The following is a 21,847-nucleotide window of genomic DNA, read 5'->3' as shown; positions in this document are numbered from 1 at the left end:
GTTGTTAACCCGCGACGGCGGTGTTCCGCGCAATTGCGTCGATCCGCAAACTGGCACGCGCCATGCAAAGTCGCGCGACAGGGGCGTTCCGCTTGATCGTGATCCAATCCACCGTCACCTTCGACGGCGGAACCGGGCCGGTCGGGATTCGCTCCGGCGTCACGAAGGGAAGAAACCGTGAAAAAGATCGAAGCCATCATCAAGCCGTTCAAGCTGGATGAGGTGAAGGAGGCGCTTCACGAAGTGGGCGTGTCGGGCATCACCGTGACCGAGGCCAAGGGCTTTGGCCGTCAGAAGGGGCATACCGAGCTGTATCGCGGCGCGGAATATGTCGTCGACTTCCTGCCCAAGGTGAAGCTGGAAGTGGTGGTCGAGGACGCTCTGGCCGAGCGCGTAGTCGAGGCGATCGCCAACGCCGCGCAGACCGGCCGCATCGGCGACGGCAAGATCTTCGTCACCGCAATCGAAACCGCGCTGCGCATCCGCACCGGCGAGCGTGACGAGAATGCGATCTGACACCCCCCTGCAGCGCGCCGAATTGACGCACTGCAAAAATTTCACGAAGCTGCACCGCAGCGCAATATGATTCTCCGCACCCGGTTTCGAACCGAGGCGGACCAGGACAAAACAGAAAGGGCTTGGTTCCAATGGCTAACACCGCCGCCGACATTCTGAAGATGGTCAAGGATCAGGAGATCGAATGGATCGACCTGCGCTTCACCGACCCCAAGGGCAAGTGGCAGCACCTCACCATGGTCGCTTCGGTGATCGGTGAGGACGAGCTGACCGACGGCCTGATGTTCGACGGTTCGTCGATCGAGGGTTGGAAGGCGATCAACGAATCCGACATGATCCTCAAGCCCGATCTCGACGCGGTCTGGACCGATCCGTTCAGCGCCACCCCGATGCTGATCCTGGTGTGCGACATCGTCGAACCCTCGACCGGCGAGCTTTATTCGCGCGACCCGCGCTCGACCGCGAAGCGTTCGGAGGCGTATCTCCAGTCGCTCGGCATCGGCGACACCGTCTATGTCGGCCCGGAAGCCGAATTCTTCATGTTCGACGACGTCCGCTTCGAGAACAGCTACTCGACCAGCTATTACGCGATCGACGATGTCGAGCTGCCCGGCAATTCGGGCAAGGAATATGAGAGCGGCAACCTCGGCCACCGTCCGCGCGCCAAGGGCGGCTATTTCCCCGTCGCGCCGGTCGACAGCGCGGTCGACATCCGTGGCGAGATGGTCTCGACCATGCTCGAAATGGGCCTGCCCTGCGACAAGCATCACCACGAAGTCGCCGCGGCGCAGCACGAGCTGGGCCTGACCTTCGGCACGCTGGTGCAGACCGCCGACCGCATGCAGATCTACAAATATGTCGTGCATCAGGTCGCCCATGCCTATGGCAAGACCGCGACCTTCATGCCCAAGCCGATCAAGGAAGATAACGGCTCGGGCATGCACACCCACATGTCGATCTGGGATAGCGGCAAGCCGCTGTTCGCGGGCAATGGCTATGCCGGCCTCAGCGACATGTGCCTCTACTTCATCGGCGGCGTGATCAAGCACGCGAAGGCGCTCAACGCCTTCACCAACCCGACCACCAACAGCTACAAGCGCCTGGTCCCGGGCTATGAGGCGCCGGTGCTGCTCGCCTATTCGTCGCGCAACCGCTCGGCCTCGTGCCGCATCCCCTATGGCGCAGGCAGCAAGGCGAAGCGCGTCGAGTTCCGCTTCCCCGACGCGCTGGCCAACCCGTATCTCTGCTACGCCGCGCTGCTGATGGCCGGCCTCGACGGCATCCAGAACAAGATCCATCCGGGCGACCCGATGGACAAGAACCTCTACGATCTGCCGCCTGAGGAGCTGAGCCTCGTCCCCACCGTCTGCGGCTCGCTGCGCGAAGCGCTCGACAGCCTCGAGGCGGACATGGACTTCCTGCTCAAGGGTGACGTGTTCACCAAGGACCAGATCGAGGCCTATGTCGAACTCAAGCGCGGCGACGTCGCGCGCTGGGAAATGACTCCGTCGCCGGTCGAGTACGACATGTACTATTCGGCCTGAGACGACCCGTTTCGTCGCCGTCTCGGGGGAGACGGCGCCGGACAGCGAGGACGCCCGGACCTGCGAGGGTCCGGGCGTTTTTCTTGCGCGACACAGCCCCATTCGGTCGCCGTCATGCCATTGTCACGCAACCGAAACTGATTGGTCCCTGAACTAACATCCAGATGACATGAGTCGCCCCTAGCGCCCCCCTCGAACGGGTCGCCGCCACTCCGGCGGGATTCGCATTTCGGGGGACCATCATGACTCTTCGCCGCGCTCGTTTTCTTCAGGGTGCCTGCCTCGCCGCCGCGCTGATCGCGCCTGCTTCTGCCTTCGCAAGCGACGTGACCGGGACCGTGACCGATGCCGGCGGTGGGCGCGCGCTTCAGGGTACGCAGGTCCGCATCATCGAACTGGACCGCGTGACCGAAGCGGCGCGCGACGGCAGCTTCCGCTTCATCGACGTGCCCGCCGGTACCTATACCATCGAGGCGAGCTATATCGGTGCCGACCCTGTCACCGCGCGCATCACCGTCACCGACACTGCGGTCGCGACTGCAGAGCTGCGGATCGGCGGCGAAAACGAAATCCTGATCGTCGGCCAGGCCGCCAGCCTCGCCAGCAGCCTGTCGCGCCAGCGCGCCGCGGACGGTATCCAGAACGTGCTGACCCGCGACGATGTCGGTCAGTTCCCCGACCAGAATGTCGCCGAGGCACTGCGTCGCGTTCCTGGCGTCAATATCCTTGCCGATCAGGGTGAAGGCCGGTTCGTCTCGGTCCGCGGTCTGGACCCCGAACTCAACGCCGCATCGATCAACGGCACCCGCGTACCCGCGCCCGAGAGCGACGTCCGCTCGGTCGCACTCGACGTCGTCGCCGCCGAACTGATCGAATCGATCGAGATCAAGAAGTCGCTGACCCCCGACATGGACGCCGACACGCTCGGTGCGTCGATCGAGATCACCACCGTCAGCGCCTTCGACCGCAAGAAGGACCTGTTCTCGGTCAAGCTGGAGGGCAGCTACAACAACTATGCCGACTCGCTGACGCCCAAGGGCAGCCTCGACTTCTCGACCCGCATCACCGAGAATTTCGGCATCGCGGGCGGCGTCAGCTATTATCGCCGCAAGTTCGAGACCGACAATATCGAGGCAGCGGACTGGAACGAAGATGGCGGCATCTATTATGCCGAAGAGGTCCAGTATCGCGACTATAATGTCGAGCGTGAGCGCATCGGCGGCTCGCTGAGCCTCGACCTGCGCGCGGGCGACAGCACGACCCTTTATGCACGTGGCCTCTACAGCCAGTTCTCCGACCAGGAATATCGCGGCGACGTGATCCTGATCATGGATGAGGCGCCCGCCTCCGGCACCGCCACCTCGGCCTTCTTCACCGACGCCGATGGCCGCATCGAGGTGCGCCGCCGCATGAAGGACCGGTTCGAGGAGCAGCAGATCAAGTCGCTGACGCTCGGCGGCAAGACCGAGACCGGCCCCTGGACCTTCACCTATTCGGGCGCCTATTCGGATGCGAGCGAGGTGGAGAATGGCTCGGTTGACCCGACCCGCTTCCGCGCGCGCTTCGATGGCCACGGCGTCAATGTGAATTTCGACTATGCCGATCCGCGCCGCCCGCTGTTCACCGTTTCGGGTAACACCGCCCGCTTCAGCGATCCGGCGCGCTACACGTTCAACGAGCTGGAGCTGAGCGTCCTCTCCGACTCGCAGGACAGGGAATGGACCGCACGCGCCGACGTATCGCGCGAGTTTGTCGGCGAAGGCGGCACCTTCACCGTGCAGGGGGGCATCAAGTCGCGCTGGCGCGAAAAGTCCTATAATTTCGACGGGCTGGTGTTCGACGGCTATGACGGCACCTACACCCTTGCCAACGTGCTGGGCGATCAGACCTATCGCATCCAGAACATCCTGCCGCTGCCGTCGCAAACCGCACCCACTGCGTTCTTCAACGACAATCGCGCACGGTTCGAGCTCAACGCACTCGATTCGGCGATCAATTCGGCATCGTCCGACTATGCGATCGATGAGGATATCCTGGCCGGCTATCTGCTCGGTCGCTGGGACAACAGCATGTTGCGCGTGATCGGCGGCGTCCGCGTCGAGCGCACCCACAATGACATTCGCGGCTTCCTGGTCGAAAGCGACGGCACCGACGCCACCGTCACGCCCAACCGCTTCACCCGCAGCTACACCGACTGGCTGCCCAGCGTGACGCTGCGCTATGCGCCGACGCGCGACGTCGTGCTGCGCCTTGGCGGCTACAAGGCGCTGGTCCGCCCCAAGCTCTCCAACCTGGCCCCGCGCTTCCTGATCAACGAGGATCTGGAGGCCGAGTTCGGCAATCCCGATCTGCGTCCCTATAGCGCGTGGAACATCGACGCTTCGGCGGAATGGTATTTCGGCAAGAACGCGGCGCTCACCGCCGGTGTGTTCTGGAAGTCGATCGACGATTTCATCGTCACCGTCCGCGATACCGACCCCGGCACCGCCTATGGCGTCGATTACGAGGAAGCGGTGACCTTCCAGAATGGCGAGAGCGCCAAGGTCAAGGGCATCGAGCTATCCTTTGCCCAGCAGTTCGCGTCGCTCCCCGCGCCGTTCGACGGGCTGTTGCTCAACGCCAACTATACCTACACCGACGCGACCGGCACGGTGTTCATCGACGGCAATCCGAACGACCCGCGCATCATCACCCTGCCCTCGGCGTCGAAGCATACGTTCAACGTCGTGCTCGGCTATGAAAAGGGACCGGTCTCGCTGCGTGTGGCGGGCACCTATCGCGACAAATATCTCGACGAGCTGGCCGACACTGCCGAAGAGGATCGCATCGTCGACAACCATTTCCAGCTCGACCTGTCGGCGAAGTATCGCGTGACCAAGGGCGTCCGCCTGTTCGCGGAGTGGATCAACGTCACCGACGCGCCCTATTTCGCCTATCAGAATTTCGGCGGTGCCAAGCGCATCCTGCAATATGAAAAGTATAGCTGGACCGCCAAGTTCGGCGTCAGCGCCAATTTCTGACCGGAGGTAGATGCCGTGATATCGCAGAAGATCCGGGCACTCGCCCTTCCCCTCACGGTCGCGCTGGTCGCGGCCGTGAGCCACGGGGCACTGGCGCAACAGGCAGCGGCCCCGCTGCCCCGGACAACCGGCTTCGCGATCCCGACGACGACGGAGGATGGCGCCCCCATCCCCCGTTCGCCGGGCAAGCCCTATGCGCCGCGCAACCTGGCCGACCGCATCGTCCTGACCCCCGGCGCCGATCCGTCGCGCGAGATGGCGGTCGCCTTCCGCACCGACACCGTGCAGACGACCGCACAGGCGCAGATCGCGGTCTCGGTCGACGGCCCGACGCTTGAGGAAAAGGCCCGGACCGTCAGCGGCATCACCATGCCGATCGACAGCAGCTATGGCCGCGCTTTCTACCACCAGCTCCGCTTCACCGACCTGACGCCCGACACCGTCTATGCCTATCGCGTCAAGGGTGCGGCCGGCTGGAGCGAATGGTATCAGTTCCGCACCGCAGCAGCCGAGGCGAGACCGTTTCGCTTCCTCTATCTCGGCGACGTTCAGAACGGCATCCTCACTTATGCCAGCCGCGTGATCCGCCAGGCGTTCCTCGGCCATGGCGACATCCGCCTGACCGTCCATGCCGGCGATCTGGTCGGCCAGCGCGACGATCTCGACCATGACGATGAATGGGGCGAGTGGAACCAGGCGGGCGGCTATAATTACGCCAGCGTCCCGCAGCTTCCGGCGACGGGCAACCATGAATATGCCGACCTGATCGCGCCCGACGGCACCGAAAGCCGCGTGCTCGGCCCCTATTGGCACGCCCAGTTCGCGCTGCCGAAAAACGGCACCGATCCGGTCGAGGCGACCACCTATTTCGTCGATTATCAGGGCGTGCGCTTCATCGTGCTCGACGGCACGGCGGCGATCGACCTGGGCTCGATGCAGCAGCAGACGGCGTGGCTCGACGCGACGCTCGCATCGAGCAAGGCGAAGTGGAACGTCGTGCTGTTCCACCAGCCGGTCTTCACCTGCGCCCGGCCCAAGGACACCGCCAAGATCAAGGCGGCGTGGAAGCCGGTGTTCGAGGCGCGCAGGGTCGATCTCGTCCTGCAGGGCCACGACCATTGCTACGCCCGCCTGACCAGCGAGGCGGGCCGCGAGGCCAGCGCCAGGGCGCGCGCGGACGGATCGATCCAGGGGCCGGTCTATCTCGTCTCGGTCACCGGATCGAAGATGTACGGCCTCAACACCCGCGCCCGCACCCAGCCCGACCGCACCGCCGAGGCGACCGAACTCTACCAGATCGTCGACGTCGACGGCGGCAATCTCAAATTCCGCACCTTCACCGCGTCGGGCAAGCTCTATGACGGGTTCGATCTGGCCAAGGGCGCCGACGGCCGCAACCGGCTGAGCGAGATCGCCGAGCCGAAGATCGCCGAACGCTTCTGCTCCGGCCCGCGCGATGCAGGCGGCAGCCAGACGATCGGCCCGGACGGCGGGAAGTGCGTCGCCGGGTTCAAGGACTGATCGAAAATACGTTCGTCGCCTGAGCGGACATCAAGTCGGCGTTTGGCGTCGCTTAAATTCTACTGACAGGACATTTCGCGGCGCAATGCGACACCCCAGTTGAGACCGGCGGCGCATTGTGCCGCGACATGTTCGCTTCGTTCAATTTCGCGCTCCAACAGCGATTCGATACCGCACATTCGAAACGGCGAAAACCGCACTGCGCCATTCCCTTTCGCCGCACGTACGTTAGGGTATCGCCATGCTGAAGCTCCTCGCGCCGCTCGCGCTCCTCGCCGCCCTCCCCGCCACCGCGCAGACCCCTGCCGAAAGCAAGATGGCGGCAACGATTACCGCAGAGACCGACCGCCACGTCGCGCTGCTGGAGAAGCTGGTCAACCAGAATAGCGGTTCGCTCAACATCGATGGCGTGACCAAGGTCGGTGCCATGGTCCGCGCCGAGCTGGAGCCGCTGGGCTTTGCCGTCGAGTGGATCGACATGAAGGAAACGGGCCGTGCCGGGCATCTGGTCGCGACCCACACGGGTAGCGGCAAGGGCAAGCGCATCCTGCTGATCGCGCATCTCGACACGGTGTTCGAGCCGGAATCACCCTTCCAGAAATTCGTCCGTGACGGCGACCGCGCCACCGGCCCCGGCATCGGCGACGACAAGGGCGGGATCGTCGTCATCGTCGCCGCGATGCGTGCGATGCAGGCGGCGGGGACGCTCAAGAACGCGGATATCAAGATCGTCCTGACCGGCGACGAGGAGCGCACCGGCGCCCCGCTCGCCGTCGCCCGCCGCGACCTGATCGCCGCAGGAAAATGGGCCGATGTCGCACTGGAATATGAAAATCTCGCGCGCGACGAGGGCAAGGATACCGGCACGATCGCGCGGCGCAGTTCGACCAACTGGACGCTGCGCACCACCGGCAAGACCGGGCACAGCAGCGGCGTGTTCAACGCCACGCTGGGCTATGGTGCGGCCTATGAACTCGCCCGCATCTTGGACGAATTCCGCCGCACCCTTCCAGAGCCGAACCTCACCTTCAACGTCGGCGTAATGGCCGCCGGCACTCCCGCGACCCTTGCCGACAACAATTATCAGGTAAGTGCGGGCGGCAAGACCAACATCGTCGCGGCCGAGGCGGTGGCGCGCGGCGACCTGCGCGCGCTGACCCCGGAGCAGGAGGCAAAGACCCGGGCGGCGATGATCGCGATCACGGCAAAGAATCTGCCCGGCACCACCGCGAAGCTCGATTTCCAGGAGGGCTATCCGCCGATGGCCCCGACCGACGGCAACCGCGCGCTGCTGGCCAAGCTCAACGCGGTGAACCGCGACCTCAAGCTCCCCGAAATGGCCGAGATGGACCCCGCCCGCCGCGGTGCCGCCGACAGCGCCTTCGTTGCCGCCGATGTCGATACGCTGGCGGGTCTCGGCGTCGCCGGCGGCAACGCGCATGCAGAGGGCGAATGGGTCGATCTCACCTCGATCCCGCTCCAGGCATTGCGCAGCGCCGCATTCATCACTCGGCTCAGCCGGGAGAGGCGTCCCTGACCTGCGGCGAGTCGGTTTCAGGTTGCAACCCGTGCCGCCGCTCGCCACATAGCGACCATACCCGATACTCAAATTCCCGGAGGCGAGGATGCGCAGCTATCTCAACCACTATATCGGCGGCCAATGGATCGAAAGCGAAGGCGGAACCCGCCATCAAGTTATTGATCCAGCTATAGAATCTGCCACCACCGAAATCACCCTCGGGTCGCAGGCCGATGTCGACAAGGCGGTCGCCGCAGCCAGGGCCGCGTTCGAGAGTTTCGGACGCACCAGCGTCGAGGAGCGGCTCGCGTTGATCGAGCGGGTGCTGGAGGAGTATAAGAAGCGCACCGAGGACATGGCACTGGCGATCAGCGCCGAGATGGGCGCGCCGCTCAGCCTCGCCAGGACCGCGCAGGTCGGATCGGGCATCGGTCACCTGATGTCCGCCGCGCGCGCGCTCAAGGAATTCCAGTTCGAGGAGCAGGTCGGCAACAGCCTCGTCGTCCACGAGCCGATCGGCGTCGTCGCGATGATCACGCCGTGGAACTGGCCGCTCAACCAGATCGTGTCGAAGGTGGCTCCCGCGCTCGCCGCTGGCTGCACGATGATTTTGAAGCCCAGCGAGGAAGCACCGAGCTGCGCCGCGATCTTTGCCGAGGTGATGGACGCGGCGGGCGTGCCGGCGGGCGTGTTCAACCTCGTCAATGGCGATGGTCCCGGTGTCGGCACCGCGCTGTCGCGGCACAAGGATGTCGACATGGTGAGCTTCACCGGATCGACCCGCGCGGGGATCGCGGTCGCCAAGAACGCTGCTGACACGGTCAAGCGCGTCCATCAGGAACTGGGCGGCAAGTCCCCCTCGCTGATGCTTGAAGGCGCGGATGTCGGCGCCGCGGTCAAGGGGACGCTGTTCAGCGTGCTGATGAACTCGGGCCAGAGCTGCATCGCCCCCCGCGCGCCTGCTCGTCCCCGCCGCGCTGGAGAAGGAAGCCGCCGCCGCCGCGTCGGAGATGATGAAGGCCACCACCTGCGGCAATCCCGCCGAGGAAGGCCGGCATCTCGGCCCGGTGGTCAACAAGGCGCAGTGGGAGAAGATTCAGGGCCTGATTCGCAAGGGAATGGAGGAGGGCGCGACGCTGGAAACCGGAGGTCCCGGCCGACCCGACGGGATCGAGACCGGCTATTTCGTCAAGCCGACCCTGTTTTCCGGCGTCGGCAACGACATGACCATCGCGCGCGAGGAAATCTTCGGCCCGGTCGTCACGATCATCCCCTATGAGACCGAGGAAGACGCCGTTCGCATCGCCAACGACACCGATTATGGCCTGTCGGCGGTGGTGTTCGGCTCCCCCGAAGCGGTCAAGCGCGTCGCGCCACGCCTGCGCGCCGGCATGGTCTATATCAATGGCGGCCAGCCCAACCCCGACCTGCCCTTCGGCGGCTACAAGCAGAGCGGCAATGGCCGCGAGCACGGCAAATACGGCCTGGCGGAATTCATGGAAGTGAAGTCGCTGGTCGGCGCGCTGGGTTAGCGCGCAGACGCAATTCTGGGCTCCTGCGAAAGCAGGAGCCCAAAGCCGCGCGCGGTTCCCTTCGAAACCCTGGGCTCCTGCCTTGGCAGGAGCACAAGGTCCGCCGCCTCAGTCGAACAGCTCTTCCAGAAAGCTCTTCTTGCGCTTGTGCTTGTAATAGCGCGGATCGTGGCCCTGATGGCCATATCCGCCGCCATAGCCCTGCTGCTGCGGATAGCCGCCGCCCTGCTGCGGCCAGGGGCTAGCCTGCGGCGGCTGGGGCGATTGCGGAGCCCGTGGTGCGACCGGAGCCTCCCCCGCGCCGCTGCGCTCGATGATCTTGTCCAGCTCGCCGCGATCCAGCCAGATGCCCCGGCACTGCGGGCAGTAATCGATCTCGATCCCCTGCCGGTCGCTCATATGAAGCCCGGTCTTGCACACGGGGCAAAGCATTCCGGCAACGGCTTCTGGGGTACGCATGATCTCTCCTCTACAGGTTCCGGATCCGAGCTAGGGACGTCGCGCTGTCGCTACAACTAGGCGACCGGCCAAAACCACAGGATCAGCGGCGGCCCCACGATCAGCACGATCAGCGACAGCGGTGCCCCCAGCCGCGCATAGTCGCTGAACCGATACCCGCCCGGCCCCATCACCAGCGTGTTGCACTGGTGCCCGATCGGGGTGAGGAAATCGCACCCCGCCCCCACTGCAGTCGCCATCAGGAATGCCTCCGGTCGCAGCCCCAGGTCGCCCGCGAACGTCGCCGCGATCGGTGCCATCACCAGCACCGTCGCCGCGTTGTTGAGGAACGGCGTCACCGCCATCGCCGCCGCCATGATCAGCGCGACCGCGCCCCCACGGCGGCAAGGTCGCGGCCGTCACCGACAGCCACTGGCCGATCAGCTCGGTCACCCCCGTCGAGCGCAGCGTATCGCTGACCGGGATCAGCGCGCCCAGCATGATCAGGATCGGCCATTCGACATGGTCATAGGCGTCACGCAGCGGCAGCGCGCCGAACAGCACGACCGCCGCAGCCGCCGCGAAAAAGGCGATCGTCACGGGCACCGCCCCGGTCGCCGTCGCCGCCATCGCGACCGCGAGTACCGCGATCGGCAACAGCCCCTTGCGCACGCTTCCCAGCCGCAATTCGCGCTCCGCCAGCGGCAATGCGCCCAGTTCGTTCAGCGTCTGGGGCAGGATGCCGAGCGGCCCCTGCAGCACCACCACGTCGCCCGCGCGGAACACGACATTGGGCATGCGCCGGACGATCCGTTCGCCCTGGCGCGACACCGCGATCAGGTTGATGCCATAGCGCTGGCGCAGCATCAGCGACCCCGCCGTGCCGCCGACCAGCGGTGACCCGGCGGAGACCACCGCCTCGATCACGCCGATCTCCTCGCCTTCCGGGCTTTCGGGCGCCTCGCTCGTGCCGACAAAGTCCAGCTTGTCGCGCGCGATCACCCGCTCCAGGCTGTCGGGGGGTCCGCCCAGGATCAGGATATCGCCCTCGTGCAGCACCGTATCGGCGAGGGGCGTCGCGCGCACGCCATCGCGCAGGAACATGGTGATCGTCACCTCCTGTTCGTGTCGCTCGATAAAGTCAGCGACCCGCTCGCCATTGGGTGCCGATTGTTCGACGATCTTCGCCTCGGTCGCATAGTCATGGATGTCGAGCGCCTCGCCCATTGTCGGTGCGGCGCGCCGGTCGGCGGGCAGCAGACGATAGCCGAAGCGCAGAAAGACGAGCCCGACCAGCGTCAGCCCGATCCCGACGGGTGCATAGTCGAACATGCCGAACGGCTCGCCGGTCATCTCCTCGCGCACCCGGCTGACGATGATGTTGGGCGAAGTGCCGATCAGGGTGATCAGTCCCCCGAGCAGCGAGGCGAAGGCCATCGGCATCAGGAAGACGCTGGGCGAACTGTTCGACTTCTTTGCCATCTGGAATGCGGCGGGCATCATCATCGCCAGCGCGCCGATATTCTTGACCAGGGCCGATCCGAACCCGACGCTGGCAGAAAGCAACAGCAGTTGCGAGCGGACCCGCGTCACCCGCTTCTGCAAGTGCCGCATCAGCCGTTCGACCACGCCCGATCGCTGCACCGCGCCCGACAGCACCAGCGCCGAACCCACGATGATGACGATATCGTCCGAAAAGCCGGAAAAGGCGTCGTCAGGCTTCACAATCCCGGCCGCGACCGCCGCGAGAAGCGCCATCACCGCAACGACGTCGTAGCGGAACCGCCCCCCACAGAAACAGCGCCATCATCCCGATCAGGACGGTGACGGACAGGATCTGCGGCAATGTCATAACGCCCCCATGCCCGCTCAACGCGGCGAGGGCGCGGTGGTTGCCTGATTTAGTGCACAGTGCCCACGGCGCGGTTCACGCTCATCAGGACGATCAGCCGCTCGATCTGGCGCCAGCGACAGAAATTGATGTGGTTGCCCAGGTCGCGGAACTTGTCCGCGCGCGCCGCCGCTTCCAGCCCCGCATCGTCGCCAAATGCGCGGATCAGGTCCGCGGCGTCGAACACATGGGCGCGGTCGGCGAGGTAGGGGATGGGCGACATCGAGAATCCTTGACTAGAGCTCACGCGCACGCACGCATCGCGCGTGCCAGCATTGCCCGATCCGCGCAGCACTGCGGGTCGCGAGGGTGAATCTCCGTCAACCATGCCTCTCCGCCCCGTATCGCCCGTGCCGAACCGGGACGGTGGCGTCCCGTCGCGGGACGTGGCATGGCGCGGGGCATGAGCCGTTCCCCCAAACCCGCCCCCATCGCCGGCGGCGCGCTTCTCGCCCTCTCGCTGGTCGTCGGCACCGTCATCGGCGTTCGGATGAGCCAGCCCTCGATCGGTTTCCTCGCCGGCCTTGGCGTCGGGATCGTGCTGCTGCTGATCGTCGCGCTGATCGACCGGATGCGCGGCAGCCGCTGACACTTGCGGACGTGACCTGCCCGTGCAAGGTAGCCGGAATGCTCGAGATTTTTCTCGCCGCCGTCGCGATTGCCACGCCCACCGATCCGCTGCCGCCAAACGGAAAATGGACGGTCGACTGGGGTGAGACCCACTGCGCCGCGCATCAGAAATATGGGGATCCGGCGAAGCCGACGACCTTTGTCTTCAAGCCCTCGATCGACGGTGGCGTCATTCACATGATGCTATCGCGCAAGGGATCGTATCAGAACGCCGCCCATTTCAACGTGACCGTCGGCGATCTCAAGACGACCGCGCTGACCTTTACGCCCAAGGGGTCTGGTCTAGAAGTCTACTGGATCAACATCGCGCGCGCCGATTTCGACCGTCTCGCCAAGGAGCCTGCGCTTCAGATCGAGGGTCGCAAGCTCGCTCTCGAGCTCTCGACACTTGGCTTTGCGGCGGCGGCGGCGGCGATGGACACGTGCAATCGCGACTTGCGGAGCCACTGGAACGTGGACGAGGCGGGGCAGGCGCGGATCGGCACCAAGGCAGTCGCGCTGTTGACGCCAGACCGCTACGTCACCGCGCGCGACTATCCCCGCCAGGCAAGCATTGAGGGACGCGACGGGTCGACCGCAGTTTCGCTACTGATCGACGAAGCGGGTTCGGTTAAGGACTGTCTCGTCGAGAAAGCGAGCGGCGTGGCGACGCTTGATGCCCAATCCTGTCTCATCATCAAGGCGCGCGCCAAGTTTCGGCCCGCCAGGGATGCCGAGGGCAAGCCGATCCGCAGTCGCATTACCTATCGCTTTAGCTGGAAGTCCCGCTGACCCGTCCTCACACCAGCGCGCGGTGCATCCAAACCACCCGCCCGACCACCTCGATCGCGCGCACGGGTACGATCTCGCGCCCGTAATCGGGGTTGTCGCTGGCCAGTTCGACCTCGCCCCCCATCAGCCTTAGCCGCTTGACCGCCAGCATCCCGTCGCGGCGAAAGACATGGATCGCCGGACGCGGCCCCGGCATGCGGCGTGCGCCGTCGACCAGGATCTCGTCGCCGTCGCACAAGGTCGGCTCCATCGACGCGCCTTCGACACGGACGGTCGAGGCCATGTCCGCGCGCACCCCCAGTCTCCGCAGCAGCGCGGGGTCGAGCAGCAGCGGGCTGATCCGCTCGCTCTCCACCACCCGCCCGCGCCCTGCCGCCGCGCCCGCATCCACCCGCGCCACCGCGACCAGCCCCTCCGCGACCGGCCCCGCCCAGCGCCGCATCGGCGACGCCCAGATAACGTGCGAGCCGCCGCCGGTCTGCCTCCGCCAGCACGCGCGGGCTGCCCCGCGTCACGAACTGCTGAAGATAGGCCGCATTGCGCCCGATCAGCCGCGACAACGCCGCCAGCGACTCCCCCCCGCGCCGCCGCCGCCTGCTCCAACGCGCGCCGCTGATCTCCTGAGTCCATGATCGCATCCATAGCCGCAGGATTTTTCCTAGACAAGTTGGAAATGAGAACATTTAAAGAACATATGAGTCGGGGAGCGGCCCCGCGAGTCGAGGAAAGGCAATGGCGATTTTGGGAAAGATCGAACGGTATCTGCGGCGCTACGACATGCCGCGCACCAAATTCGGGCGGCTGGCGGTCAACGATCCGCGGCTCGTGGACGATCTGCGCAACGGCCGTGACCCAGGTCCGGAACTCTGCGCGTGGATCGAGGCACAACTGGCGCGCAACCCCGCCGGTCCGGGGGCCGCACGATGAGCCGCGGTCCCGATGCAGGCGTGCTGCTCGAACGTGCGCTGCTCCGTCACGCGGCCGACGCGGGGATTGAGCTGTCGATCGTCTCGGCGGGCTGGACCCGCTGGGCAAGCGCAACCTTTGCCGGCGCGCGCCACGACCTGCTCCTCTCCGCTGTCCCCTCCCCGGCTCTCGACGACTGGATCGCGACCCTGCCAGAGGCGGAGTTCACGCTGCGCAGCCACCTGGTCGCGGATCTGACGGTCGAAGCGCGCACGCGCGTTGGCGACCGCGTCGAACTCCGGATCGGCGTGCTGACGGTGGAGGAAAGCTGAGTTACGCCCGCATCGCCATCCGGCGCAGCTCGGACAGCGTGTCCTCCAGCTTCTGCCTGGGGTCCGCAACCGGCTCGGGCGGCGGCGGGGCGAATTTGCCCAGCCCCTTTTCCAGTCGGTCGAGCAGCGCGTGAACGCTCGCATCGGTCTGGGGTGCCGCGATCGGGGGCGCGGGCGAAGGCTCCGGGTCAGGCACTGGAAGCGGCATCGGCGTCGCAGCCGGCCGCACCGGCGGGGTCAGTTCGAACGTCTCGAACCGCTCGCCCTCGTCATAGATCGGCAGGCGCGGCGCGTGGCGGCGGAGCGGGCGCACCGGCGGCGGCGGGGCGATCGGCACGGCGGGAATCGCCGACGGATCGAACGCAGATAGCGGCTGGTTCAGATCGACCGGCAGCTCCTGCACCTCGGGCAGCGGCGCATGGAATGCCCGCCCCTCGGACGGCGCGCCCAGCGCAATCACTGGCTCTTCGGGCAGCGCTTCCTCCTCCAGGTCGAGGATCTCTTCGACGACCGGCTCAGCGACAGGCACGCGGCCATAGACCGGCACCTCCAGATCGCTGGCGCGCAGCGGCACGCGCGGGCGCGCGTCGGGATGCGCGTCGGCGCGGCGCACGGTCGGGCGGCGCTCGCCCTCCGGCCCGTCCGCATCGCGCGAATCGATCCAGGCCATCAGCGCCGACAGCCCCATCCACGCGACCAGCGCGATCAGGCCACCTGCAAACAGGCCGATGCACAGCCGCGCGGTGGTTCCCAGCGGCGGCTCGGCCGCAGGAACGAACGCCGCGATCCCGCTGGAGAGCACCATGTCCTCCAGCAGCGCGCCGGGCAGAATCAGGCTCGCCAACACCGCGCACACGCCCGCACCACCGGCGATCGCGAGCGCCGCATTGGGGGTCAGACGTTGAACGAGGGTGTACGCAACCATTTGGATTCCCGTGATCGGGCGTCGATCAATCTTTGGTAAACAGGTTCGTAGCGTGAAATGTTTGACGACCAGTTACGCTCGGTCTCGACCCAGCGCCGCGCGCGTTCCCGCTGCGCGTCCCAGCCGGATCGATCGGCGAACACCCCTGCCACCGCCGCCGCCAGCGCTGCCGGATCGTCGGGCGGGAACAGCGTCCCCGTATCGCCATGCAGAATCAGCTCGCGATGCCCGCCGACATCCGACGCCGCGACCAGCCGGTGCTGCGCCATCGCCTCGATCGGCTTCAACGGCGTCACCAGATCGGTCAGCCGCATGTGCTTGCGGGGATAAACCAGCAGATCGATCAGCGAATAATAGCGCTCGACCTGTTCATGCGGAACGCGCCCCACGAAATGGATCGCGTGGGCAGCGCTCGACGCCGCCGCCTGAGCGCGCAGCGCCTGCTCCATCGGCCCGCCGCCGACCATCACCAGCCGCGCCCTGGGCCGCTGCGCCAGCAAGGCCGGCATCGCCGCGATCAGATCGTCCAGTCCCTCATAGTCATAGAAGCTTCCGATAAAGCCGATCGTGTCGGCCCCATCCAGCCCCAGCTGCGCCGCCAGCACTTCGTCGCGCGGGGCGGGTTCGCCGAACAGATGCAGGTCCACGCCATTGGGCGACACCATGATCTTGCCCGCGTCGATCCCGCGCGCGATCAGGTCGCGTTTCAGCCCTTCGCAGATCACCGCCACCGCATCCACGCGCCGCGCCGCCCAGGTCTCCAGCCCGCGGATCGCGCGATACTTGGCCGACCCTTCCGTCCCGGTGCCATTGCCGACCGCCGCATCCTCCCAGAAGGCGCGGATTTCGTAGAGCAAAGGCAAGCCATAGCGTTTCGCCGCGCGCATTGCTGCGAGCGGGTCGATCACCGGCGAATGTGCATGCAGGATATCGGGCCGAAACCGCTCGACCACCTCCCCGATCCGCCGCGCAAACGCCGCGATCTCGGCCAGCTCGCCCACGACCGGCGGCAGACGCCGCATCTGCTTCGTGCGGTGAAAATCGATCCCGTCGAGCGTCTCGAATGGCGCATCGCCAGTATGGTATCGCGTCCCGGTCACCCCGGCGACGGTCCAGCCGCGCGCCATCTGCGCCTTCAAGATCGCGCGCGTGCGAAAGGTGTAGCCGCTGTGCAGCGGCAGCGAATGGTCGAGGACGTGCAGGATCCGCATGCCCGCCCCAATGCCACGCGATCACTTAACGGCCCGTCAACCGGATGCGGATATGGCCATTCCACCATGATCGACACGCTGGTTCTCGCGCTGACCCACGGGCTGCTGCTCATCGTCGCCTGGCGTCTGATGAACAGCCCCGCAGTCGATGACGACAGCCTCGATGGCAAGCCCCCGCCGCCCAGGCGCAGCTGGAAACGCCCCGGTGCGTGATCTTGCCTTCATCGCGTTCCTCGGAGCGATCTTCGCGCTCGGCCTGCGCCGGCCGTTCCTGTTCGTGCTCGCCTATGTCTATATCGACATCGTCTCGCCCCAGCGGATGAGCTATTTCCTGCTCAACGCCTTTCCGATTTCGGCAATGGCGGTGGCGTTCGCGGTGCTGTCCTGGGCGGCGATGGACGACAAGCGCGATATGCGCGTCGCGCCGCGCCAGGGGCTGATGCTCGCCTTGCTGGGCTGGTGCTACTACACCACGGTCAACGCCGATTTCCCGATCGACGCGGCGTTCAAATGGGACTGGGTGTGGAAGGCATTGGCCTTCGCGATCTTCTTGCCCCTCACGCTGCGCACGCGATTGCGGATCGAGGCGCTGTTGCTGTTCATGCTCCTGTCGGTCGCGACGATCATCATCGCGGGCGGGGTCAAGACCGCATTGGGCGGCGGCGGCTATGGCCAGCTCAAGCTGATCGTCGACAACAACTCGGGCCTGTTCGAAGGCAGTATCATCTCCGCCGTATCGATTTGCCTGATCCCGCTGATCCTCTGGTTCACCAAATATGGCACGATCTTCCCCCAGACTGGCGGGTGAAAACTTTCGGCTACGCGCTGATCTTCGCCTGCCTGCTGATGCCGATCGGGACCCAGGCGCGCACCGGACTGGTCTGTGCCGGCCTGCTCGCGGTGCTGATGCTGCGCGACGTCAAGCGGCGCATCCTCTACGTCGCCGCCGCCGGCTTCCTCGGCATCGCGGCCATTCCCTTCCTGCCCACCGCCTTCACCGAGCGGATGGGAACGATCCAGACCTATCGGGCCGATGCCTCCGCGTCGACCAGGATCGAGGTTTGGAAATGGACCTGGGACTACGTCAAGACTCACCCGATGGGTGGCGGGTTCGAAGCCTACCGCCAGAATGAGATCAAATACGACAAGGTCTCGATCGTCGGTGACGGCCCCAACCAGACCGTCGTTCGCACGCCCGAAATCGACAAGGCACGCGCCTATCACTCGGCCTTTTTCGAGATGCTCGGCGAACAGGGCTGGCCCGGCTTCATCCTCTGGCTGATGATCCATCTGGGGGGCATTTTGCGCATGGAGGTGCTGCGCCGCCGCTACCGCGATGTCCCCCCGGACAAGGCATGGATCGCCCCGCTCGCCACCGCGCTTCAGCATGGGCACATCATCTATCTGTTCGGGTCGCTGTTCGTCGGCATCGCGCTCAACCCGTTCGTCTACATGCTGGTCGGTGCGCAGATCGGGCTCGACACCTATCTCGCGCGGAAGCGTGCCGAGGAAGGCATCCGCCCGATGGGCAAGCCGCGCGTTTCACCCGCGCCTGCGACGGCATGATCGGTTAGGAAGCGGTCATGGCCAGCCTGTTTCTCGTCCGGAACGACGACCCGCGCTTCGCGCAGACCGCGCTGGCCGAGGCACGGGCAGTCCTTTCGGAACAGGGGTTCCCCGAGCCTTCGGAACTGGGCCTGCCCGGCTGGACGCTGCTCCACGCTGGCCACATCATCGCTGGACCGCCCGCTATCCTCCAGCGCGGAGACGATCTCGTCGCGGTCGCCGGTACCCTGGTCGCCGACGGCAAGATGGGCGACGCAGCCCTCGCCGCCTTGCTCGACATGGACCCGCTCGCGCTCGACTGGGATCGCCTCGGCGGCCAGTTCGTCGCGTTGGTCCGCCGCAATGGCCGCAATTTCCTGTTCGGCGACTATTTCTCCGCCTTCCAGCTGTTCCACGATACCGACGACCGCGTCTTCGCCACCGCCTTCCTCGCCGCCGCCCGCGCCCTCCCGCGCCTCAGCTTCGATGCGCAGGGCGTGTACGAACTCGTCTTCAACGTCATGCCGGTCGGCGACGACACGGTGTTCGAACAGCTCAGGACGCTGTCCCCCAACAGCGTCGTCGAGCTGACCGCGACCGGTACCGTGCGACATTCCGTTGCCAAGCCCCTGCCCGTCGTGCCCAGCAATGATGCGCTGCCCGACCGCATCGCGCGCCACCGCGACCGGCTGCTCGGAATCGTCGGCGCGCATGTCGACGCGCTGGGCGGCAATGTCCGCGCGCCGCTGTCGGGCGGGCTCGACTCGCGCCTCGTCCTCGCCGCGCTGCGCAATCGCGGCTGCGCCCCGCACGTCTATGTCTACGGCGTGCCGGACGATGAGGATGTCGTGATCGCCCGGCAGATCGGCGACACGCTCGGCTTCCCGATCGAATGGCTCGACAAGGAGGACGGTACCGTCCCGCCCGACGCCTTCGCCGATCTGGTCGATCGCAACTACCGCCAATATGACGGGCTCCCGACCTTCGGGAACATCTTCGACAACGGCACCAACGGCACGGCGCAGCTGGCCCGCCACGCCGATGGCGCGCTCGCCGTGTCGGGGGCTGTGGCGAGATCTACCGCAATTTCTTCTACCTCCCCGACCGCCGCTTCACCGCGCACGATATCGCGCAGACCTTCTTCGCGCGCTTCACCTCCGCCGACGCCACCGACCGCTTCGACCCGCGCGGCTTCATCGACGCCATCTCCGGCAAGATCAGCGCATCGCTCGCCCCGCCTGATGCAACCGGCAAGCTCGCACGCAACCGCGTTGAGCAGATCTACCCCCGCATCCGCTGTCGCGCCTTGTTTGGTCGCGAGATCAGCCTTGAGGCGCGGTTCAGCCCCTATCTCATGCCCTTTCTCGACCATCGCGTCGTGGCGGAGGCGATGACGCTCCCGATGCCGCTCAAATATGCCGGGCGGTTCGAGGCTGCGTTGCTCAATGCGATCGACCCGGTCCTCGCCGCCCAGCCCTCCGCTTACGGCCACGACTTTACCGGCCCGCCCAGCCTGGCGCACCGCCGCACCGAATGGCTGACCCGGATCCGCCCGGTCTGGCTCCGCCGCCACAGCTACGCGCTGCGCCGCCGCCTTGGTCCGATGGGCGACGAACATGGCGGCGCGATGAGCGCCGACTATATGCGCCGCGTCATCGACCTCGACTTCCCGGCGATGCGTAGCTTCTTCAACCCCGACGCCATCACCGACAGCGCGGTGTGGCGCCGCGTCGCCAACCTCGAATATCTCGCCGCCCGGCTGGGGTCGCGGGTAGTGGGGTAACCCTCGGCGCTCCTGCGCAGGCAGGAGCACAAAGTCCTCACGCCGGCTGCAACTCCGCCATCAGCGCGTCGTCCTTCGCATTCGCCCGGATCGCCGCATCGCGGCCCTGCACCCGTTCGACGAAGGCGACGAACGCATCGCGTTTCGGGATCGTCCCGAACTGCGTGCCCCAGCTCAGATGCGCCCCGACATACAGGTCCGCCGCAGTGAAGTGATCCGCCGCCAGCCAGCCGTCGCCCGCTGCCGTCACCGCATCCTCCAGCGTGTCGATCGTCCGGTCGAAATTGCCGAAGCCCAGCATCCCCTGCTTCTGCGGATCGGCGTCGGCGCTCCACCCCATCGCCTTGCTCGTCACCGCCTGTTCCAGCGGCCCGGCGGCGAAGAACAGCCAGCGATAATAGGCGCCACGCGCGTCGACCGGCGGGGCGAGCCTGGCCGCCGGAAAGGCATCGGCCAGATAGGCGCAGATCGCCGCGCATTCGGTCACCACCACGCCGTCATGGACGATCGTCGGCACCTTCCCCATCGGGTTGACGGCCAAAAACTCGGCCGTCTTGTTGCGCCAGTCGACCGTCACGATGTCATAGTCGGCGCCGACCTCCTCGAGCGCCCAGCGCGCGATCCGGCCGCGCGACATCGGGTTCGTATAGAGCGTGATCGCCATCGTCGTCCCTCCGAGTCGATTGAGAACAAATTAGGAACTCATTCGACCCGGAGGTCAAGCGCCTTTTGTCGTTGCGGGGCCAGCCCGCTCCCGTTTCAGCAAAGCTGAAGCCCGATCAAAGCGCCTTGAACGTCGCCAGCAACCGGGCCCACGCCTTCTCCGCCTGAACCTGGTCGTAAACCTGACTGTCGGGCGGGCACCAACCGTGCATCGCCGGATAGACCTCGATCTCCGCCTTCAGCCCCGCGTCCGCAAACGCTTTGCGCACCAGTTCCTTCTCGCCCGGATTGCGCTTGTCGTCATTTTCGGCGACCGCGAACAGGAAGCGCGCCTTCATCTTGGGCACCAGCAGATGCGGGCTGTCCGGCCGGTCGCTGCCGATCCCGCCGCCATGGAACGATGCCCCACCGCGCACCCGATGGGGCAGCGCGGCGGCAGTGCGCATGGTGAACGGCCCGCCCATGCAATAGCCGGTGGTCCCCACCCCGCGCTTGACGTTCACTTCCTTCTGCGCGTCGAGCCAGGCGACATAGGCCGTCGCATCGCGCACCACCGCATCGGGGGTCAGCAGCGCGCGCCACGGCCCGATCTTCGCCCGCACCGCCGGGTCGGCATAGCTTTCGCCAGGCTGCAGGAACTGTCCCTTCACCGATCGGTAGAAGGGGTTGACCGTCAGCACCGCAAAGCCCGATTGCGCCAGCCGCTCGCCCATCTGTCGGAACGCGGGGCGCATGCCCATTACATCGGGCCACACCAGCACCGCGGGATGCTTCCCGCTGGTCGGCGCGGCGAAATAGCCATCCGCGGTTCCGTCGGGCGTCGCAAAGGTCACATCGCGGCCCTTCACCTCCTTGGCGTTCGCCGGTGCGGGCAGCAGTGCGGCAAGCCCCGCCGCGCCCGCCATCGCGCCGAACTCGCGGCGGCTGACGCCCTTCATCAGCTTCTCGTTATCGGCGTTGGTCAGATCGTCGCACATCGCATCGCTCTCCAGATTCGCGTCCCCGGCAACGAAGGCTAAACCAGAGTCGGTTTCAGTTACACTGAAACCGCGCGGCTTCGGCCCGCTCCCCCACCCGGCCACCCAACGTCAGTATTTTAT

At 66.1% G+C, this 21,847-nt stretch carries 20 protein-coding genes and 3 pseudogenes; 14 read left to right on the top strand and 9 right to left on the bottom strand.

Annotation, left to right across the window (positions count from 1 at the left end):
• The first annotated feature begins 177 nt into the window (after positions 1-177).
• The 6 genes and pseudogenes from LRS12_RS13725 to LRS12_RS13700 all read left to right on the top strand — a co-directional run bounded on the left by LRS12_RS13725 (position 178) and on the right by LRS12_RS13700 (position 9,652).
• On the top strand, positions 178-516 hold the full coding sequence (locus LRS12_RS13725) for a P-II family nitrogen regulator (RefSeq protein WP_224923404.1): 339 nt from the start codon (positions 178-180) through the stop codon (positions 514-516).
• A gap of 131 nt (positions 517-647) precedes the next feature.
• Positions 648-2,060, top strand: coding sequence for a type I glutamate--ammonia ligase (gene glnA / locus LRS12_RS13720; RefSeq protein ID WP_257845026.1), 1,413 nt, complete (start codon positions 648-650; stop codon positions 2,058-2,060).
• A gap of 242 nt (positions 2,061-2,302) precedes the next feature.
• Positions 2,303-5,080, top strand: coding sequence for a TonB-dependent receptor (locus tag LRS12_RS13715; RefSeq protein ID WP_257845025.1), 2,778 nt, complete (start codon positions 2,303-2,305; stop codon positions 5,078-5,080).
• Between the two features lie 75 nt (positions 5,081-5,155).
• Entirely contained in the window at positions 5,156-6,601 is a 1,446-nt protein-coding gene (locus LRS12_RS13710) for a metallophosphoesterase family protein (RefSeq protein ID WP_257845024.1), read from the top strand.
• Positions 6,602-6,842: 241 nt separating this feature from the next.
• On the top strand, positions 6,843-8,138 hold the full coding sequence (locus LRS12_RS13705; protein WP_257845023.1) for a M20/M25/M40 family metallo-hydrolase: 1,296 nt from the start codon (positions 6,843-6,845) through the stop codon (positions 8,136-8,138).
• An 88-nt stretch (positions 8,139-8,226) separates the two neighbouring features.
• Positions 8,227-9,652: pseudogene (locus LRS12_RS13700) on the top strand (aldehyde dehydrogenase family protein).
• A gap of 108 nt (positions 9,653-9,760) precedes the next feature.
• Here LRS12_RS13700 and LRS12_RS13695 read toward each other — a convergent pair.
• The 4 genes and pseudogenes from LRS12_RS13695 to LRS12_RS13680 all read right to left on the bottom strand — a co-directional run bounded on the left by LRS12_RS13695 (position 9,761) and on the right by LRS12_RS13680 (position 12,204).
• Positions 9,761-10,111, bottom strand: a complete 351-nt coding sequence (locus LRS12_RS13695; protein WP_257845022.1) for a zf-TFIIB domain-containing protein — start codon at positions 10,109-10,111, stop codon at positions 9,761-9,763.
• A gap of 56 nt (positions 10,112-10,167) precedes the next feature.
• Positions 10,168-10,455: an SLC13 family permease gene (locus LRS12_RS13690; RefSeq protein WP_257845513.1), complete on the bottom strand. Its 288-nt coding sequence runs from the start codon at positions 10,453-10,455 to the stop codon at positions 10,168-10,170.
• Positions 10,456-10,864: 409 nt separating this feature from the next.
• Positions 10,865-11,848: pseudogene (locus LRS12_RS13685) on the bottom strand (SLC13 family permease); the annotation flags it as partial.
• Between the two features lie 143 nt (positions 11,849-11,991).
• The gene (locus LRS12_RS13680) at positions 11,992-12,204 is read right to left on the bottom strand and encodes a hypothetical protein (protein WP_224923392.1); all 213 of its coding nucleotides are present in this window, start codon (positions 12,202-12,204) and stop codon (positions 11,992-11,994) included.
• 180 nt (positions 12,205-12,384) lie between these two features.
• On the opposite strand from LRS12_RS13680, the gene LRS12_RS13675 reads away from it, so the two are divergent.
• Together LRS12_RS13675 and LRS12_RS13670 are read left to right on the top strand one after the other, a co-directional pair.
• On the top strand, positions 12,385-12,570 hold the full coding sequence (locus LRS12_RS13675; protein WP_257845021.1) for a hypothetical protein: 186 nt from the start codon (positions 12,385-12,387) through the stop codon (positions 12,568-12,570).
• Positions 12,571-12,608: 38 nt separating this feature from the next.
• On the top strand, positions 12,609-13,382 hold the full coding sequence (locus LRS12_RS13670) for an energy transducer TonB (RefSeq protein ID WP_257845020.1): 774 nt from the start codon (positions 12,609-12,611) through the stop codon (positions 13,380-13,382).
• Between the two features lie 7 nt (positions 13,383-13,389).
• Here the strand turns inward: LRS12_RS13670 and LRS12_RS13665 are convergent, their stop codons facing one another.
• Positions 13,390-13,824: a S24 family peptidase gene (locus LRS12_RS13665; RefSeq protein ID WP_257845019.1), complete on the bottom strand. Its 435-nt coding sequence runs from the start codon at positions 13,822-13,824 to the stop codon at positions 13,390-13,392.
• A gap of 290 nt (positions 13,825-14,114) precedes the next feature.
• On the opposite strand from LRS12_RS13665, the gene LRS12_RS13660 reads away from it, so the two are divergent.
• Both LRS12_RS13660 and LRS12_RS13655 read left to right on the top strand, forming a co-directional pair.
• Positions 14,115-14,309 (top strand): hypothetical protein, encoded by a 195-nt coding sequence (locus tag LRS12_RS13660; RefSeq protein WP_257845018.1) that lies wholly within the window; start codon positions 14,115-14,117, stop codon positions 14,307-14,309.
• Positions 14,306-14,620, top strand: a complete 315-nt coding sequence (locus LRS12_RS13655) for a hypothetical protein (RefSeq protein ID WP_257845017.1) — start codon at positions 14,306-14,308, stop codon at positions 14,618-14,620. Before LRS12_RS13660 ends, LRS12_RS13655 begins: the two co-directional genes overlap by 4 nt.
• Before the next feature lies 1 nt (position 14,621).
• On the opposite strand, the gene LRS12_RS13650 is transcribed toward LRS12_RS13655, so the two are convergent.
• Together LRS12_RS13650 and LRS12_RS13645 are read right to left on the bottom strand one after the other, a co-directional pair.
• On the bottom strand, positions 14,622-15,545 hold the full coding sequence (locus LRS12_RS13650) for a hypothetical protein (RefSeq protein WP_257845016.1): 924 nt from the start codon (positions 15,543-15,545) through the stop codon (positions 14,622-14,624).
• Entirely contained in the window at positions 15,515-16,756 is a 1,242-nt protein-coding gene (locus tag LRS12_RS13645; RefSeq protein ID WP_257845015.1) for a TIGR04063 family PEP-CTERM/XrtA system glycosyltransferase, read from the bottom strand. Before LRS12_RS13645 ends, LRS12_RS13650 begins: the two co-directional genes overlap by 31 nt.
• Before the next feature lie 66 nt (positions 16,757-16,822).
• Here LRS12_RS13645 and LRS12_RS13640 point away from each other — a divergent pair, with 66 nt between their 5' ends.
• The 4 genes and pseudogenes from LRS12_RS13640 to LRS12_RS13625 all read left to right on the top strand — a co-directional run bounded on the left by LRS12_RS13640 (position 16,823) and on the right by LRS12_RS13625 (position 20,084).
• On the top strand, positions 16,823-16,969 hold the full coding sequence (locus LRS12_RS13640; protein ID WP_257845014.1) for a hypothetical protein: 147 nt from the start codon (positions 16,823-16,825) through the stop codon (positions 16,967-16,969).
• Positions 16,962-18,322, top strand: a pseudogene (locus LRS12_RS13635) (DUF5935 domain-containing protein). Before LRS12_RS13640 ends, LRS12_RS13635 begins: the two are co-directional and overlap by 8 nt.
• Before the next feature lie 17 nt (positions 18,323-18,339).
• Complete coding sequence (locus LRS12_RS13630; RefSeq protein ID WP_257845013.1) at positions 18,340-19,695, top strand: hypothetical protein; 1,356 nt, start codon at positions 18,340-18,342, stop codon at positions 19,693-19,695.
• The gene (locus tag LRS12_RS13625; protein WP_257845012.1) at positions 19,656-20,084 is read left to right on the top strand and encodes a hypothetical protein; all 429 of its coding nucleotides are present in this window, start codon (positions 19,656-19,658) and stop codon (positions 20,082-20,084) included. The genes LRS12_RS13630 and LRS12_RS13625 overlap by 40 nt, the downstream gene beginning before the upstream one ends.
• A gap of 37 nt (positions 20,085-20,121) precedes the next feature.
• Here the strand turns inward: LRS12_RS13625 and LRS12_RS13620 are convergent, their stop codons facing one another.
• Both LRS12_RS13620 and LRS12_RS13615 read right to left on the bottom strand, forming a co-directional pair.
• Positions 20,122-20,748 carry a glutathione S-transferase family protein gene (locus LRS12_RS13620; protein WP_257845011.1) on the bottom strand — a complete coding sequence of 209 codons (627 nt, stop codon included), beginning with the start codon at positions 20,746-20,748 and terminating at the stop codon, positions 20,122-20,124.
• Positions 20,749-20,863: 115 nt separating this feature from the next.
• Positions 20,864-21,724 carry a dienelactone hydrolase family protein gene (locus LRS12_RS13615; protein ID WP_257845010.1) on the bottom strand — a complete coding sequence of 287 codons (861 nt, stop codon included), beginning with the start codon at positions 21,722-21,724 and terminating at the stop codon, positions 20,864-20,866.
• Positions 21,725-21,847 lie beyond the last annotated feature (123 nt).

Source organism: Sphingomonas sp. J344 (genome assembly GCF_024700005.1).
Lineage (GTDB): Bacteria > Pseudomonadota > Alphaproteobacteria > Sphingomonadales > Sphingomonadaceae > Sphingomonas.
This window is presented reverse-complemented; position numbering and strand designations above follow the sequence as displayed.